Raw genomic sequence first — 16110 nt, forward strand, 5'->3', positions numbered from 1 at the left:
TCAGGCGCCCCACCGTAGACCGGGGGTACGCACCGGCGCGTCGAACAACCGCACCATCTCGCCGGTCACCCGGGTCACGGTGATCGACAGCCCGGCCATGTCCAGGCTCGTCACGTAGTTGCCGACCAGACGCCGGCTGATCTCGATCCCACGTGCGGCCAGTACCGTGGCGACCTCGCCGTAGACCAGGTACAGCTCGATCAGCGGGGTGCCGCCGAGCCCGTTGACCAGCACGATCACCCGGTCCCCCGACTCGACCGGCTTCGCCTCCAGGATCGCGTCGAGCGCGGACCGGACCAGTTCACCGGCGGGGCGCAGCTTCTCCCGGCGGCGGCCCGGTTCCCCGTGGATGCCGACGCCGGCCTCGATCTCGTCGTCCGGCAGGTCGAACCCGGGACGGCCGGCCGCGGGGGTGGTGACGGCCGTCAGCGCGTACGCGAACGAGGCGGACGCGGCGTTGACCTCGCGCCCGATCGCCGCGACCTCGCCGAGTTTGCCGCCCTCCTCGGCGAGCGCCCCGGCGATCTTCTCCACCAGCAGGGTGGCGCCGGTGCCGCGCCGGCCGGCGGTCCACGTCGAGTCCTCCACCGCCACGTCGTCGTCGACGAGCACCGTCTCCACCGTGATGCCCTCGTCGGCGGCGAGTTCCGCGGCCATCCGGAAGTTCATCACGTCGCCGGTGTAGTTCTTCACCACGTGGACCACACCGGCGCCGCCGTCGACCGCCTTCGTCGCGGCCAGGATCTGATCGGGCACCGGCGACGTGAAGACCTCGCCGGGGCAGGCCGCGTCGAGCATGCCGGGCCCGACGAACCCGCCGTGCAGCGGCTCGTGCCCGGAGCCACCCCCGGAGACCAGCGCCACCTTGCCGGAGCGCGGGGCGTCCGCCCTGGCCACGTACTGTTCGGTGTGGTCGACGCGCAGCTCGGGATGGGCGGCGGCGAGCCCCGCGAGCGCCTCGGCCACCACGTCGTTCGGATCGTTGATGAATTTCTTCACGGCCGGCTCCTTTGCCTCGGTCCCCTCAGCATGGTCGCGCTGAGTGATTCGGCCAAGCCTTTGGCGTGACTACCATCGGGACCCATGGCGTACGTGGGAATCGTGCTCGTGTCACACAGCTCAACGCTCGCCGCCGGCGTGCACGAACTGCTCGCGCAGGTCGCGGGTCCGGAGGTCCGGGTGGAACCGGCCGGTGGCACCGACGACGGTTCGCTCGGCACCAGCGCCGACAAGATCGAGGCGGCGGTCCGGGCCGCCGACACCGGCGCCGGGGTGCTGGTCCTGGCCGATCTGGGCAGCGCCGTGCTGACCGCCCGCGCGGTGCTGGCCGATCTGCCGGCCGGCCGGCTGCTGGTGGACGCGCCGTTCGTCGAGGGGGCGGTGGCCGCCGCGGTCGTCGCGTCCACCGGCGCCGACCTGGCGGCCGTCGCCGAGGCGGCCGGGGAGGCCCGCGATGTCCCCAAGTTCTGAGGTCGAGGTGGTGCTGCCCGCGGCGTTGCACGCCCGCCCGGCCGCCGAGGCGGTCCGGGCCGCGTCGATCTTCACCGCGGATGTCGAGGTGTGTCTCGGCGAGCGTTCCGTGAGCGCCCGCAGCGCCCTGCGCCTGATGTCGCTGGGCGCGAACGCGGGCGCCACGGTCACCGTGCGGGCCACCGGCGACGACGCCGATCTCGCCGCGCGCGCGGTGGCGGAGGTGCTGCGCGCCGCGCAGTGAGATCCCGGCTGGTTCTCACCGCTGTCTCACGGGGGTCGAGACAGCGGTGAGGACCAGCCGGATTTTTTTGTCGATCTCGAGCCTCCGAAAGTTTCGGAGCATAACTGCCTGCTCTTCGTCGACTCAGCCGGTTGAGGTTTCCGGAATGTATCGGTAGCGTTCCGATCGGTGTCGACGCCTGTCGATGCCTCCAGATCCCCGACTGGAGTCCCGATGAGACGATCCCGTGCGATCCTCACCGTCCTGACGAGCGGCGCCCTGGCCGCCGGCGCGCTCACCGTCCTCTCCCCCAGTGCCGAAGCAGCCACCACCCTCGGCGCGGCCGCCGCCGAGAAGGGCCGCTACTTCGGCACCGCGGTCTCACTCAACAGGCTGAGCGACTCGACCTACTCGACCATCCTCAACCGCGAGTTCAACATGCTCACGGCCGAGAACGAGATGAAGATCGACGCTCTCGAACCGCAGCAGAACCAGTTCAACTTCACCACCGCCGACCGGCTGATCACCCGCGCCAACGAGATCGGCGCCCAGGTCCGCGGCCACACCCTGGCCTGGCACTCGCAGCAGCCCGGCTGGATGCAGAGCCTGAGCGGCACCGCCCTGCGCAACGCCATGAAGAACCACATCACCCAGGTCATGACCCACTACAAGGGAAAGATCCACTCCTGGGACGTGGTGAACGAGGCGTTCGACGACAGCAACGGCGGCCGCCGCGACTCCAACCTCCAGCGCACCGGCAACGACTGGATCGAGGACGCGTTCAAGACCGCGCGCGCCGCCGACCCGGCCGCCAAGCTCTGCTACAACGACTACAACACCGACAACTGGAGCTGGGCCAAGACGCAGGGCGTCTACAACATGGTCAAGGACTTCAAGGCACGCGGCGTGCCGATCGACTGCGTCGGCCTGCAGTCGCACTTCAACAGCGGCTCGCCCTACCCGGCCAACTACCGCACCACGCTGGAGAACTTCGCCGCCCTCGGCGTCGACGTGCAGATCACCGAGCTCGACATCGAGGGCTCGGGTGCCACCCAGGCCACCACGTACGGCAACGTGGTGCGCGACTGCCTCGCCGTCGCCCGCTGCAACGGCATCACCGTCTGGGGCATCCGCGACACCGACTCGTGGCGGGCCAGCGGCACACCCCTGCTCTTCGACGGCAACGGCAACCCGAAGGCCGCGTACACCGCCGTCCTCAGCGCACTCGGCGGTGGCACCAGCTCGCCGTCGCCCAGCAACCCCGGCTCGGTCTCACCGTCGGTGTCGGTCAGCCCGTCCCAGGGCACCGGTGCATGCGCGGCGACCGTCTCGGTCAACGCCTGGACCGGTGGTTTCGTCGCCACCGTCACGGTGAAGGCGGGCTCGGCCGCGCTGGGCGGCTGGACCACCGGGGTCACCCTGCCCACCGGCGCCGCGGTGACCAGCACGTGGAGCGCCACCGCGAGCGGCAGCACCGGCGCGGTGTCCTTCACGAACGTCGGCTACAACGGCGCGGTCGCCGCCGGCGCGAGCACGTCGTTCGGTTTCCAGGGCACCGGCAATCCCCCGTCCGGCACCCTCACCTGCACCGCCCGCTGAGACGCCGGTTCCGGGGCGCCCGTCCGCGCCCCGGAACCGGTTCAGCGTTCCAGGATCGCCACGACGCCCTGGCCGCCCGCGGCGCAGATGGAGATCAGGCCACGGCCGGAGCCCTTCTGTGCCAGCAGCTTGGCCAGGGTGGCGACGATCCGGCCGCCGGTCGCCGCGAACGGGTGACCGGCCGCCAGGGACGAGCCGTTGACGTTCAGCTTCGCCCGGTCGATCGCACCGAGCGGGGCGTCCAGGCCGAGCTTCTCCTTGCAGAACGACGGGGACTCCCAGGCCGCCAGCGTGGACAGCACCTGCGACGCGAACGCCTCGTGGATCTCGTAGAAGTCGAAGTCCTGGAGGGTCAGGCCGTTGCGGGCCAGCATCCGGGGCACCGCGTAGGCGGGTGCCATCAGCAGCCCCTCCTCGCCGTGCACGTAGTCGACCGCCGCGGTCTCCGAATCGGCGAGATACGCGAGCACCGGCAGCGACCGGGCCGCCGCCCACTCCTCCGACGCCAGCAGCACCGCGGAGGCACCGTCGGTGAGCGGCGTCGAGTTGCCCGCCGTCATCGTCGGGTTCTCCCGGCCGTACACCGGCTTGAGCCGGGAAAGCTTCTCCAGACTGCTGTCGGGGCGCAGATTCTGGTCACGGGTGAGCCCCAGATAGGGCGTCAGAAGATCATCGAAGAAACCGCTGTCGTACGCCGCCGCGAGCCGCTGATGCGACGTCAGGGCCAGCTCGTCCTGGGCGGCCCGGTCGACGTTCCAGGTCAGCGCGGTGATCGCCGCGTGCTCCCCCATCGACAGACCGGTCCGCGGCTCGGCGTTGCGCGGCAGCTCCGGCCTGACCGCGTGCTGCGGGCGCAGTTTCGCGACGGCCTTGAGCCGGGCACCGAGCGTCCGGGCCCGGTTGAGTTCCAGCAGGGCCCGGCGCATGTCCTCGTTGAGCTGCAACGGGGCGTCCGATGTGGTGTCCACGCCACCGGCCACGCCGACGTCGATCTGCCCGAGCGCGATCTTGTTGGCGACCAGGATCGCCGCCTCCAGGCCCGTGCCGCACGCCTGCTGGATGTCGTAGGCCGGGGTCCGTGGGTCGAGCCGGGAACCGAGCACCACCTCGCGGGTCAGATTGAAGTCACGCGAGTGCTTGAGGACGGCGCCCGCGACCACCTCACCGAGCCGCTCCCCGGCCAGCCCGAACCGCGCGACCAGGCCGTCCAGCGCCGCGGTCAGCATGTCCTGGTTCGACGCCTCGGCGTAACGGCTGTCGGACCGGGCGAACGGAATGCGGTTCCCGCCCAGCACGGCCACACGGCGCACGTTCGTCACGACTACTCTCCATATCGACAGGTGCACGTGTTCACAGGGTTACTCACCGGTAGGCTACTCGCATGGCTGACAGGTACGCGAACTTCGCCAACTCCGGTCTCGGCCGGACCATGGTCAAGCGCCTCGGGCTTCCTGATCCGCCCCGGCTGCGCCGCCACACGGCCGGCGATCCGCTGGTCACCGGGCCGGTCCTGCTCGGCGCGGCCCCCGGCGGCCGGCTCGGCGAGCCGACCCGCAAACTGCTGGAGACCGCAGGCGCCGAGGTCACCGACAAGACCGACGAAGGGGTACGGGTCAGCGCGCTCGTCTTCGACGCAACAGGCATCGTCGACTCCCCACAGCTTCGTGAGCTCTACGACTTCTTCCACCCGTACGCGCGTGCTCTGCAATCGTCGGGCCGGGTGATCGTGCTCGGGACACCTCCGGAGGCCACCGCATCGCCGAAGGAGGCGATCGCGCAGCGGAGCCTGGAAGGGCTGACCCGCAGCATCGGCAAGGAGTTCGGCCGCGGCACCACCGCCCAGCTGGTGTATGTGGCGCCCGGCGGCGAAGCGGGTGCCGAGTCGACGCTGCGGTTCCTGCTCAGCGGCCGGTCGGCGTACGTCTCCGGTCAGGTGATCCGGATCGGTGCCGCGCCCGCACCCGCGCCCGCCGACTGGGAACGCCCCCTCGACGGCAAGCTCGCCCTGGTCACCGGTGCGGCCCGGGGCATCGGCGCGGCCATCGCCCGGATCCTGGCCCGCGACGGCGCCGAGGTCATCGCCCTCGACGTGCCGGCCGCCGGCGACGCGCTCGCCGGAGTCGCCAACGAGACCCGCGGCCGGGCCCTGCAGATCGACCTGACCGCCCCGGACGCGCCGGCCCGGCTCGCCGGTTACCTGGCCGCCGGACCGCACGCCGGGGTCGACATCCTCGTGCACAACGCCGGCATCACCCGCGACAAGACGATCGCCCGGATGTCCGCCGACCGGTGGGACTCGGTGATCGGGGTCAACCTGACCGCTCCCGAACGCGTCAACGACCTGCTGCTGGAACGCGGTCTGATCCCGTCCGGCGGGCGGATCGTCGGGGTCGCGTCGATCGCCGGCATCGCCGGGAACCGCGGCCAGACCAACTACGCCACCAGCAAGGCCGGCGTGATCGGGCAGGTGCAGGCGTACGCTCCGGTGCTCGCCGGGCGGGGCATCACCATCAACGCGGTGGCGCCCGGCTTCATCGAGACGGCCATGACCGCGAAGATGCCGCTCGGGCTACGCGAGGCCGGCCGGCGGCTCAACAGCATGTCGCAGGGCGGTCTGCCGGCCGACGTCGCCGAGACGGTCGCCTGGTTCGCGTCCCCCGGCTCGGCCGCCGTCACCGGCAACGTGGTGCGGGTCTGCGGTCAGAGCCTGCTGGGGGCCTGACGTGGTCGCGGTCGTCGAGCTCAGTGCCGGGCCCGGCACCACCGCGGCGTACGCCCGCGCCGCCCTCGGCCTGATCCCCGGATTCACCCGGTCCGGCGGTGCCCTTCCCGACGTGGAGGTCCGCCGGCGGGACGTCACCGTCGACCGTTCCCACCTGGCCGCCTACGACCGGGTCTGCGGGTTCCGCCTCACCGACACGCTGCCGCCGACCTATCCGCACGTGCTCGCGTTCCCGCTGGCTATGCGCCTGATGACGGCCCCGGATTTTCCGCTGCCGCTGATCGGCCTCGTGCACATCGCCAACCGGATCACCGTCCACCGGCCGATCCCGTCCGGTGCCGCCCTGGACCTGTCGGTCCGGGCCACCGCGCTGGGTGACCACCCGCGGGGCCGCCGCTTCGACATCCTGGCGACCGCGGCCCTGGACGGCACCGAGGTGTGGCGCGGCCTCTCCACCTACCTACGCCTCGCCCCGCCCCAGCCGGCCCCTGCCCCTGACACGACCCCGGATACGGCCCAGGCCCCGGAGACGACGGGCGAGGACTCCCCGAACGGGTCGCGCTCGCTCCCGTCGGCCGCGGCCGGTCCAGGCACGGCCGGTCCAGGCGCGGCCGGTCCAGGCGCGGCCGGTCCAGGCGCGGCCGGTCCAGGCGCGGCCGGTCCAGGCGCGGCCGCTTCGAGCGCGGGCAGCGAGTGGCGGGTACCGGCACGGGTGGGCACCGACTACGCCGCCGTCTCCGGGGACCGGAACCCGATCCACACGTCCCGGCTGGGCGCGAGGCTCTTCGGCTTCCCCCGGCCGATCGCCCACGGCATGTGGACCAAGGCCCACGCGCTGGCCGCACTGGAAGGCCGCCTCCCGGACGCCTACACGGTCGACGTCACGTTCAGGAAGCCACTGCTCCTGCCGGCCCGGGCCACGTTCACCACGGTGTCCACCCCGGACGGATGGTCCTTCGCCCTCGCCTCCAGCCATCCCCACCTCACCGGCATCGTCACCGGCCCAACCTGACCCCGAAAACCCAGCTGGTCGTCACCGCTGCCTCAGCGCAGCTGAGACAACGGTGGGAACCAGCCCGAAAAACCCAGCTGGCCGTCACCGGTGGCTCGGCGGAGCTGAGGCAGCGGTGGGGACCAGCCGGGGAGGGCTGGCGGTGGGTGGCGCGTATGCCCGGCGGGCGCGCTGCGGCCGGGAGTGGCGCGGATGTCGCGTTGTAGGCCCGGGGCGGCGTGGCATGGCGGGAGGGGTGGCCCGTACGAGAAGAGGGGTTTTGTTCATTGATGATGGTTGTCAGGGTGGTTACGCGCTCGTAAGGTTACCGGCGAGTTAACCTGCTGGCGGAGGGGCTGTCCGTGGAGTTCTGGCTCGATCTCAATGATGAACAACGTGAGCTGCGTGACTGGGTGCACGGGTTCGCCGCGTCGGTGGTCCGGCCGGCCGCCTCGGAGTGGGACGAGCGGGAGGAGACTCCCTGGCCGGTCCTTCAGGAGGCGGCGAAGATCGGCCTGTACGGGTTCGAGTTCCTGGCCAACACCTGGGCCGACACCAGTGGCCTGAGTCTGCCGATCGCCAACGAGGAGCTGTTCTGGGGTGACGGCGGGATCGGGATGGCGCTGTCCGGGACGTCCCTCGCGGTGGCGGCGATCTTCGGGTCGGGGACGCCGGATCAGCTGATGGAGTGGGTGCCGCAGTGCTTCGGTGACGCCGCGGACCCGAAGGTGGGGGCGTTCTGCAGCACCGAGCCGGAGGCCGGTTCGGATGTCGCGGCGATGCGGACGCGGGCGGTCTATCACGAGGCCACCGACGAGTGGGTGCTCAGCGGGCAGAAGGCGTATGCGACGAACGGCGGCATCGCGAACATCCACGTGGTGACGGCGAGTGTGGACCCGTCGCTCGGGTCGCGGGGGCAGGCCGCGTTCGTGGTGCCGCCGAACACGAAGGGCCTGGCCGCGACGCGGAAGCTGAAGAAGCTGGGGCTGCGGGCCTCGCACACCGCGGACGTGTTCCTCGACGACGTGCGGGTGCCCGGCAGCTGTCTGCTGGGCGGCAAGGAGGCCCTGGACAAGCGGCTGGCCCGGGCCCGTGAGGGGCAGCGACGGTCGGGGCAGGCGGCGATGCGGACGTTCGAGTTGTCCCGGCCGGCTGTCGGTGCGCAGGCGCTGGGCATCGCGCGGGCGGCGTACGAGTACGCGCTGGAGTACGCGAAGACCCGCGTCCAGTTCGGCCGGCCGATCATCGAGAACCAGGCGGTGGCGTTCGCGCTGGCCGACATGCGCACCGAGATCGACGCGGCGCGGCTGCTGGTGTGGCGGGCCGCGTGGATGGGGCGCAACGAGAAGCCGTTCGAGGCCGGTGAGGGCTCGATGTCGAAGTTGAAGGCCGGTGAGGTGGCGGTCGCCGTCACCGAGAAGGCGGTGCAGATCCTCGGCGGGGCCGGCTACCTGCGGGAGCACCCGGTGGAACGGATGTACCGGGACGCCAAGATCTACACGATCTTCGAGGGCACCTCGGAGATTCAGCGGCTGGTGATCGCCCGTGCCGTCTCCGGCGTCCAGATCCGCTGATGGACGCCCTGTTCATCGCGTCGACGATGGCGCGGCGGGGGCTGCTGACGCCGGGTGACCCGGTGCGGGTGGCACGGCAGTTCGGGGCACTGGGCCGGTGGGGTTTCGGGCTGGCCGGCGAGTTGCGGCAGGCGGCGGCCCGCAGCCCGCGGCGGATCGCGGTGATCGACGACGAGCGGCAGGTGACGTACGCCGAACTGCTGGACCGCTCGGCCCGGCTGGCCGCCGCGCTGCCGGTGCGGGCCGGTGACCGGGTCGGCCTGCTGTGCCGCAATTCGGCCCGCATGCTGGGGGCCATGATCGGGGTCGCCACCCGGGGCGCCGACGTGGTGCTGATCAACACCGGGTTGTCGGGGCACCAGCTCGACCAGGTCGTGCAGGGCCAGGGGCTGGCCGCGCTGATCCACGACGACGAGTTCGCCGACCGGATCGCCGGCGTCCCGCACCGGATCGGCGGGACACAGGTCGACGAGCTGATCGAGGCCACCCCGGCCGGGCTCACGGTGCCACCGGAACGGCCGGGCCGGACGATCGTGCTGACTTCCGGGACGACCGGGGTGCCGAAGGGCGCGCGACGGCCGACGCCCGGCGGGTTCAGCCCGCTCTGCTCGGTGATCGACCGGATCCCGCTGCGCGCCGGGGAACGGATCATGATCGCGGCGCCGCTGTTCCACACCTGGGGTTACGCCGGCATGCAGATCGCGCTGGCGTTGCGGGCGACGATCGTGCTGCGCCGGCGCTTCGACCCGGCCGGGCTGGTGGCGGATCTCGGGGAGCACCGGGTCACGGCGCTGGTGGCCGTACCGGTGATGCTCCAGAATCTGATGGACGTCTCCACCGCCTATCGCGGGCTGCGGGTGGCGGCGGTGAGCGGCTCGGCGTTGCCCGGTGGCCTCGCCACCCGGTTCATGGACCGGTACGGCGACGTGCTCTACAACCTGTACGGCTCGACCGAGGCCTCGTGGGTCTCCATCGCCACCCCCGCCGACCTGCGGGAGGCGCCCACGACGGCGGGCCGGCCGCCGCACGGCACGCGGATCCGGATCGTCGACGGCCAGATCCACGTCAGCAACGGCATGCTGTTCGAGGGCTACACCGGGCAGGACACCGCCGGGCGCACCGAGGTCTGCACCGGTGACCTGGGCCATCTCGACGACGAGGGGCGGCTCTACGTCGACGGCCGGGCCGACGACATGATCGTCTCCGGTGGGGAGAACATCTTCCCGGCCGAGGTGGAGGACCTGCTGGCCGCGCTGCCGCAGGTCCGTGAGGTGGCGGTGGTCGGCGTCCCGGACGACGACTGGGGCCAGCGGCTCGCCGCCCATCTGGTGCTGCGCCCGGGTGAGCGGCTCGACGCCGAGGCGGTTCGTGAGCACGTGCGCCGGCACCTGGCCCGGTTCTGCGTGCCCCGTGACGTGCTGTTCCTGGACGAACTGCCGCGCAACGCCACCGGCAAGGTCCTGAAACGGGATCTCCCGCGCAACTCCTGAACGCGAGTTTTGCTCCCACCTGCACCAACGTGACCTTCGAGTGGACCGGGCACGTCCATTGTGGTCAGGGTGGGATGCATGCTGCTGCTGCCGGGCGACGCGTTTCCGGGCATGTTCCGGTCGTTCGAGCGGACCGCCTTCCACCTGGAGGTCCGCGACGTCTATCACGCGCCTGAGGAGGCGGTGCCGTTCCAGCGGTTCCTGGACGGCGAGCCCGACGACTTCGCCTGGCAGCGGCCATGGCTCGAGCTGATGCGGGAGGTGACCGAGTCGGGCCGCAGCGTGCGCCGGCTGCGGGTGGCGCCGGTGCCGCACGTGGACTACACGCGCTGGCTGCTGAGCATCTCCGGGGCCAACGTGGAGGCCGGCGAGGACATCCGGTGGCTGCCGCGGACCGCCGCGGAGGGGCTTCCGGTCGCCGACGACGACTTCTGGCTCTTCGACGACCGGCGGGTGGTGTTCACCCTGTTCGCCCCGGACGGGTCCGGGGCGGGCGGCGCGGTCACCGAGGACCCGGCGATCGTCCGGCACTGTGTACGGATCCGGACCGCCCTGTGGGCGGCCGGCATCCCGCACGACGACTACCTCAAAGGTTGACCTCGATCCGCATCCCGGCGCCGGCCTCCTCGCGGCGGGGCAGGGTCGCCGGGTCGGGCAGGTCCAGCAGGTCGTTCTCGGGCGCCGCGATCAGCCCGTTGCGGTGGGCGATGAGCCGCCCCGCCGCCACCAGCTCGTCGAGCATCGCGGCGAGCCGGGCCGCGCCGGTACGGCTGCCGCTCCACCCGAAGAGCCGGCCGGCCGCGGCGAGCAGGTCCTCGCCCTCGACCAGCCCGGCGTCGAGCACCAGATACTCCAGGGCGAGCTGGAGTTCGGCTTCGGCGACCTGGTCGGGTTTGCGGTTCACCCCGTCCGCGGGGACCCGGACCGCCGGGATCGGCGCGTCGGGGCCGGTCACGAACGCCCCGTCGAACCCGGCCCGGGACTGCGTGATCGCCGCCTCGATGGCGGCCTTGAGCTGCTGGGTGAGGCGGCTCAGGCCCCACGCCTCGCGGATCCGGCGGGTCAGGGTGGCCACGTGCACCGGGCCCTCCACCTCGGCGATGTGCTCGACCGTGTCGATGAGCAGCCGCCGGGCCGCGGCATCGTCCAGCCGGGTCGTGGCCGGCAGTGGTGCCACCTCGGCCCGCTCGTAGGGCAGCGCCCACTCGGGCCGCTGCGCCGGGCGGACGGTCAGCGTCTGCTCCGGCAGGTCGGCGAAGACGTCCGGGGTGGCCAGGGCGTTCTCGACGGCGACCCGCAGGCGGGCCTCCTCGGTCTCCCGGTCGGTGTGCCAGGCGACACTCCACACCCGGTGCAGGCGCCAGCCGAGGTCCTGGAGAACCTGGTCGTGCAGGCGGTCCCGGTCGCGGGCCGGTCCGGCCGACGGTTCGCAGCGGACACCGAGGACGTACGCGTCGCCGAGTCGTACCCCGATGCCGATGGGCAGCCCGTCCACCTGATGTCCCCAGCCGGTCAGGGTGGCCCGGACGGCCTCCTCCAGTGGGGTCAGCGGGCGTGTGCCGGTCGTCGGGCCACCGCATTCGACGTGGTCGAGGTAGGCAGCCAGCCGGCGTTCGCCCTCGCCGCCGGGCTCGTCACGGTCGGCGGCGCTGATCGCGGAGATCACCTCGACCCGCTGCCGGGCCCGGGTGATCGCCACGTCGAGACGGCGGGCGCCGGTGGGCCCGCCGGCCGCGCCCAGGTCGGCGCCGGTGGACAGGATGATCACGTCGCGTTCGTCGCCCTGGGCGGCGTCGGCGCCCTCGACCACGAAGTCGCCGAGGAAGCCCTCCAGATCGGGACGGCCGGTGAGGGTGGCCTCGACCGCGTCGGCGATGTCGTCGGCGTGCGCGGCGGTCAGCGTGACGACACCCAGCGACAGCGACGGCCGGGTGGTGAGGTGGTGCAGGACGCGCTCGGCGACCGTACCGGCCTCGTCGTCCGGGGTCGCCGGGTAGAGCTGCACGCCCAGGTCCGGCCCCGGCTCCTGAGCGGACGGGAAGGTGACCAGCCGGTCCTGGTAGAAGGCGTGGTTGGCGAAGGCGATCAGGCTCTCGTGCCGGCTGCGGTAGTGGGTGGTCAGGCCGAGCCGGGTGAAGGCGCCGCAGTCGTTCGCCACCACCAGCACCGACGGCTGGTCGCCGGCCGGCGGCAGCTGCGCGTCGTCGCCGACGATGACCAGCGACGTGCCGCGGTAGGCGCAGGCGACCGCGGCGGCCGGGGTCATCCGGGACGCCTCGTCGATCACCACGACGTCGAAGGCGGCCTGGCCGGGCAGCAGCCGGCTGACCGCGGACGGCGGCATGACCAGGCACGGTTTGAGGACGGTGACGGTGTCCCAGGCGGCGGCCAGCTGGTCACGGACCGGGAGGTGGCCGTTCTTCTTCTCGCCCTCCATCCGGATCCGTGCCGGGCCGCCGTCGCCCGCGTCCGGCCGGCGGGCGTGGAGCGCCTCGATGACGGCGCCGGCCGCGTCCTGCACCAGTTCGGCGTCGAGGCGGCGGAACTCGGCGGTCAGCTCGTCCCGGGCGGCGGACGCGAGCGGTTGCAGGCGCTCGTCCTCGGCGAGGATCGCATCGATCCAGGAGCGGTACACGGCCCGTTCGATCACCTCGCCGAGCCGGTGCACGTCCACCGCGTGGTCGGCGCAGTAGTCGACGACGCTGTCCACGCCGTATTCGGCGAGCACCCCGCGGGCCGCCAGGTACTCGAACCACTCGCCCTGGCCGGTGTCGTCGTCGAGCAGGTCACGCAGCAGGTCACGGGCGGTCTCGTAGCGGTCCAGCGCGGTGCCGAGGCGGACCTGACGGGCCGGGCCGAACGCGTCGATGATCCGCTGCCGGGCCGACTGCCACGTCTCGAGCAGGCCGGTCAGGTCCGGGGCCCGCCGTCCGGCGGTCATCGCCTGCGCCTGCTCGTTGTTGAGTGCGGCGTCGGTGCCGGTACGCAGCGTACGGGCGTGCGCCGTCCACTCGATCGCGTCCTCCAGCGCCCGCAGATCGGTCTGCTTGCCCTGGAACACCGGTCCGAGGGTGGTCTCGTAGCCGTGGCCGGCGGCGGCGAACGCCTGCTCGGCCTCGATCACGTCCCGGCGTACCTCGATGACGCCGATCGCCTCGGCGACGTTGAGGTCCCGGCCCACCGCGTCGCCGAGCTGCTTGAGCAGGGCGGCGGTGTCGCGCAGCGGCCCGACCTGGGCGCGCATCCAGCTGATGGCGTGCTGCACCGGGCCGTGGCCGAGTTCGGGCCGGCCCGCCGGGTCGGGTTCCGGGCGCAGCGTGGCCCGCCAGTGCCGGAACACGTCGCGGGCCTCGGTGACCGCCCGGTGCAGCTCGTCGCCGGCCACATGCGGGGCGCAGACGTAGTCGACGACCTGGCCGAGCGCCTCCGGCGGGGTGACCCGCAGGACCTCGGCGACGGTCTGCAGGGCCCGGCCGATCGCCGGGAAGTCGGTGTCGAGCCGCTTCCAGTAGCGGCCGAGCATGTGCGCCTGCTGCTGTTCGGCGGCGACCAGGCCCTCGTGGGCGCGGCGCCACGCGACGGCGAGCCCGAGTTCGGCGACCGCCTCCTCGACGCCGATCCCCGGCTGGGTGAACCCGGCGACCGTCTCCTTGTCGCGGCGGTGCGGGGCGAGCAGCTTGCGGGCGCCGCGGTGCACGGTGGCGAACCGTTCGGCCAGTTCCTCGACGGGGGCGGAGAGCGCCGCGTCGGTGAAGATCTCCCGGGCCACCGCACGGGCGGCGCTGACCGCCTCGACGTGCAGTCGCAACGTGCCGGCGGCGGTGTGCACGGCGGACTGGGCGCCCGGCGAGAACCACGACCGGTCCGGTTTGTCGGGCCGGGCACCCAGTTCGGTGATCAGGTGGACCAGCTCGACGTCGGAGAAGGTGATCACGTCGGGCAGGCCGAGACGGGTGGTCGCCCGGTCCAGGTTGCGCTGCTGGTGCTCCAGTTCGTCGGCGTCCGCGGCGAACCGGCCGGCCAGCGCCTTGGCCTCGGCGGCGGTGAGCGGCTCGGTGCGGACCGCCGGCGGTTCCAGGCGCGGCGTCTCGGGGACGGCGTCCAGGTCCATCGGGGCGGCCAGCACCTCCCACGGGACACCGGCGCGGTGCCGGACCGCCTCCGCGGCGCGCCGGCTCACCTCCAGACGCTGGGCCAGCTCCTCGGCGGCCTGCCGGACCGGGCGCAGGCTGATCGCGGTCAGCCACTGGTCGGCGACCCCGGGCGGGCGCTGCGCGGCGTGCTCGGCGATCTCGGAGAGGGTGGCGGCGTCGGTCGGCAGGCGCAGGTGGAACGCGGCGGTGACGGCCGCGTTCTCGGCGGCGGCCGCGGCCAGACTCTCCAGCGCGAGCAGGGCCTCCTGCAGCGCCTCGCCCAGCGGCTCCGGCTCGACGACCTCACGCCACCGGAACCCGCTGCGCTCGTTGGCCGGCCGCCAGGCCCGGGTGAGGCGCTCAGCGGCGCCCCGGATGCGGTCCAGGGCCTCGTCGGTCAGGGCCGCGGCGTGCAGCGCGGGCGCGGGCGCCTCCGGCACCCCAGCGAGCCCGGCGAAACGGCCGATCATGTCCTGCAGGCTGCGGCTCAGCGGTGGGCGCGGTTCGTTCACGGCCCGGGCGTACGCGTTGAGCTGCTCCCGCCGTTCCCGGAGCAGGTCACGGGCGTCGGCGTCCATGCCGGGCCCGGGAAGGGCGGCGGCGTCGAGGGCGGCGGCGAGCGTGGCGGCCACCTGCTTACGGGAGGCGCGGGGCCCATGCAGGTCGAGCAGGTAGTTGCCGAGTCCCGCGGCGGCCAGCCGGTGCTGGACGGTGTCCAGGGCGGACGCCTTCTCGGAGACGAACAGGACCCGCTTCCCGGCGTGCGCGAGAGCGCCGATCATGTTGGCGATGGTCTGCGACTTGCCGGTACCGGGCGGGCCGTCGACGACGAAGCTGTGCCCCTCGCAGGCGGCCGCCACGCAGGCACGCTGGGCGGCGTCGGCGTCCAGGACCAGCGGCACGTCGTCGGGCGGGGCCAGGGCGTCGATCTCGTCGGCGGAGGCCGGTTCGAACGCGAACGCCCCCGGGGTGCCGTCGGCCTCGGAGAGCGCCCGGACCACCGGGTGCGCCAGGACACGATCCTCGTTCTCCAGCAGGTCGCGGTGGATCGCCTCGGCCGCCGGGTCGAACCGGGCCAGCACCGTGATCGCGGCGGTGCGCCAGCCGGGCTGCCGGCTCACCGCGGCACCGATCGCGGCGGTGAGCGCGGCCACGTCGAAGTCGGCCAGGTCCGCGCCGTCCAGCAGGTCGTCCACCTCGGGCAGGGTGATGCCGAGCCGGCCCAGCCGGGCGGCCAGCGCCGGGTTGACGATCGGGTCACCGGCGCCGGCCCGCAGCCGCGGCACCTCGCCGGGACCGAGGGTGACCAGGTCGACGGGGATCAGCAGCAGTGGACTGGCATGGGCGGTGCCGTCGGTGTCCTGCCAGTGCAGCAGGCCGACGGCCAGGTGGAGCACGTCGACGCCGCGGTCGGCCTGCTCCAGCTGGGCGTGCCGGCGCAGGCGGCGCAGCAGTGGGGTGAGCACCCCCTCGGGCAGGTCGGTCCGCAGGGCGCCGGTGGTCTTCTTCGCCCCGGCGCCGGTCAACGGGCAGTCGCGGCCGTGGCGCAGGGCCGCGACGACACCGGCCGGATCGGGGGCGACGATCTCGACGAGGTCGGCGCCGCCGCGCGGCAGGTCGATGAGACGGTTGGCGCCGCCGGGTTCGACGAGCCCGTCGCGCCAGGCCGCGAGCGCCGCCCGGACGTCGTCGCCCGGGTCGGCAGGTCCTTCAGCATCATCGGGCCGCATGTGCCCATTCCAGCAAGGCCATGGGTGCCACGTTGCCTATTTGCCCGCAAACAGTAGGCCAATAGCCGGACATATCACCCGTCACGCCCCGCCAGTCATCGCCCACTGGGGTATCACGGCCGCCGAATCCGCCCCCGAACGACGGCCGGCCGCCACTCAGCCCGGTGATCCGGTGGTG

General features: G+C 72.9%; 11 protein-coding genes. 8 read left to right on the forward strand and 3 right to left on the reverse strand.

The features are described from left to right. Positions 1-999 (reverse strand): dihydroxyacetone kinase subunit DhaK, encoded by a 999-nt coding sequence (gene dhaK / locus BC793_RS03205; RefSeq protein WP_109588983.1) that lies wholly within the window; start codon positions 997-999, stop codon positions 1-3. An 84-nt stretch (positions 1000-1083) separates the two neighbouring features. Between dhaK and dhaM the strand changes: the two genes are divergently transcribed. The 3 genes from dhaM to BC793_RS03220 all read left to right on the forward strand — a co-directional run bounded on the left by dhaM (position 1084) and on the right by BC793_RS03220 (position 3292). Then, positions 1084-1470 carry a dihydroxyacetone kinase phosphoryl donor subunit DhaM gene (gene dhaM, locus BC793_RS03210; RefSeq protein ID WP_109588984.1) on the forward strand — a complete coding sequence of 129 codons (387 nt, stop codon included), beginning with the start codon at positions 1084-1086 and terminating at the stop codon, positions 1468-1470. Further along, on the forward strand, positions 1454-1714 hold the full coding sequence (locus BC793_RS03215; RefSeq protein WP_109588985.1) for an HPr family phosphocarrier protein: 261 nt from the start codon (positions 1454-1456) through the stop codon (positions 1712-1714). The genes dhaM and BC793_RS03215 overlap by 17 nt, the downstream gene beginning before the upstream one ends. A 213-nt stretch (positions 1715-1927) precedes the next feature. Continuing rightward, a complete protein-coding gene (locus BC793_RS03220; RefSeq protein WP_109588986.1) occupies positions 1928-3292 on the forward strand; it encodes a glycoside hydrolase family 10 protein in 1365 nt (454 codons plus the stop codon). Between the two features lie 41 nt (positions 3293-3333). Here BC793_RS03220 and BC793_RS03225 read toward each other — a convergent pair whose 3' ends face one another. After that, a complete protein-coding gene (locus BC793_RS03225) occupies positions 3334-4611 on the reverse strand; it encodes an acetyl-CoA C-acetyltransferase (protein ID WP_109588987.1) in 1278 nt (425 codons plus the stop codon). A 62-nt stretch (positions 4612-4673) separates the two neighbouring features. Here BC793_RS03225 and BC793_RS03230 point away from each other — a divergent pair, with 62 nt between their 5' ends. The 5 genes from BC793_RS03230 (at position 4674) to BC793_RS03250 (ending at position 10666) form a co-directional block, all read left to right on the forward strand. Beyond that, a complete protein-coding gene (locus tag BC793_RS03230; protein WP_109588988.1) occupies positions 4674-6014 on the forward strand; it encodes a 3-oxoacyl-ACP reductase in 1341 nt (446 codons plus the stop codon). A 1-nt stretch (position 6015) separates the two neighbouring features. After that, the gene (locus tag BC793_RS03235) at positions 6016-7026 is read left to right on the forward strand and encodes a MaoC/PaaZ C-terminal domain-containing protein (protein ID WP_249037370.1); all 1011 of its coding nucleotides are present in this window, start codon (positions 6016-6018) and stop codon (positions 7024-7026) included. A gap of 341 nt (positions 7027-7367) precedes the next feature. After that, the gene (locus tag BC793_RS03240; RefSeq protein WP_109588989.1) at positions 7368-8579 is read left to right on the forward strand and encodes an acyl-CoA dehydrogenase family protein; all 1212 of its coding nucleotides are present in this window, start codon (positions 7368-7370) and stop codon (positions 8577-8579) included. Then, positions 8579-10069 carry an AMP-binding protein gene (locus BC793_RS03245; protein WP_109588990.1) on the forward strand — a complete coding sequence of 497 codons (1491 nt, stop codon included), beginning with the start codon at positions 8579-8581 and terminating at the stop codon, positions 10067-10069. Before BC793_RS03240 ends, BC793_RS03245 begins: the two co-directional genes overlap by 1 nt. Before the next feature lie 78 nt (positions 10070-10147). After that, positions 10148-10666: a DUF6879 family protein gene (locus BC793_RS03250; RefSeq protein ID WP_109588991.1), complete on the forward strand. Its 519-nt coding sequence runs from the start codon at positions 10148-10150 to the stop codon at positions 10664-10666. Here the strand turns inward: BC793_RS03250 and BC793_RS03255 are convergent. Beyond that, positions 10656-15932 carry a DUF3320 domain-containing protein gene (locus tag BC793_RS03255; protein WP_109588992.1) on the reverse strand — a complete coding sequence of 1759 codons (5277 nt, stop codon included), beginning with the start codon at positions 15930-15932 and terminating at the stop codon, positions 10656-10658. The genes BC793_RS03250 and BC793_RS03255 overlap by 11 nt on opposite strands. Between the last annotated feature and the right edge of the window lie 178 nt (positions 15933-16110).

It is taken from the genome of Actinoplanes xinjiangensis (genome assembly GCF_003148685.1).
Classification (GTDB): Bacteria; Actinomycetota; Actinomycetes; order Mycobacteriales; family Micromonosporaceae; genus Actinoplanes; species Actinoplanes xinjiangensis.

What these genes read in the sequence shown, in the direction of transcription:
- BC793_RS03230 (WP_109588988.1), top strand. Translation starts at nt 4,674, where the DNA reads ATGGCTGACAGGTACGCGAACTTCGCCAACTCCGGTCTCGGCCGGACC.
- BC793_RS03255 (WP_109588992.1), bottom strand. Translation starts at nt 15,932, where the DNA reads ATGCGGCCCGATGATGCTGAAGGACCTGCCGACCCGGGCGACGACGTC.
- BC793_RS03250 (WP_109588991.1), top strand. Translation starts at nt 10,148, where the DNA reads ATGCTGCTGCTGCCGGGCGACGCGTTTCCGGGCATGTTCCGGTCGTTC.
- BC793_RS03220 (WP_109588986.1), top strand. Translation starts at nt 1,928, where the DNA reads ATGAGACGATCCCGTGCGATCCTCACCGTCCTGACGAGCGGCGCCCTG.
- BC793_RS03245 (WP_109588990.1), top strand. Translation starts at nt 8,579, where the DNA reads ATGGACGCCCTGTTCATCGCGTCGACGATGGCGCGGCGGGGGCTGCTG.
- BC793_RS03215 (WP_109588985.1), top strand. Translation starts at nt 1,454, where the DNA reads ATGTCCCCAAGTTCTGAGGTCGAGGTGGTGCTGCCCGCGGCGTTGCAC.
- dhaM (WP_109588984.1), top strand. Translation starts at nt 1,084, where the DNA reads ATGGCGTACGTGGGAATCGTGCTCGTGTCACACAGCTCAACGCTCGCC.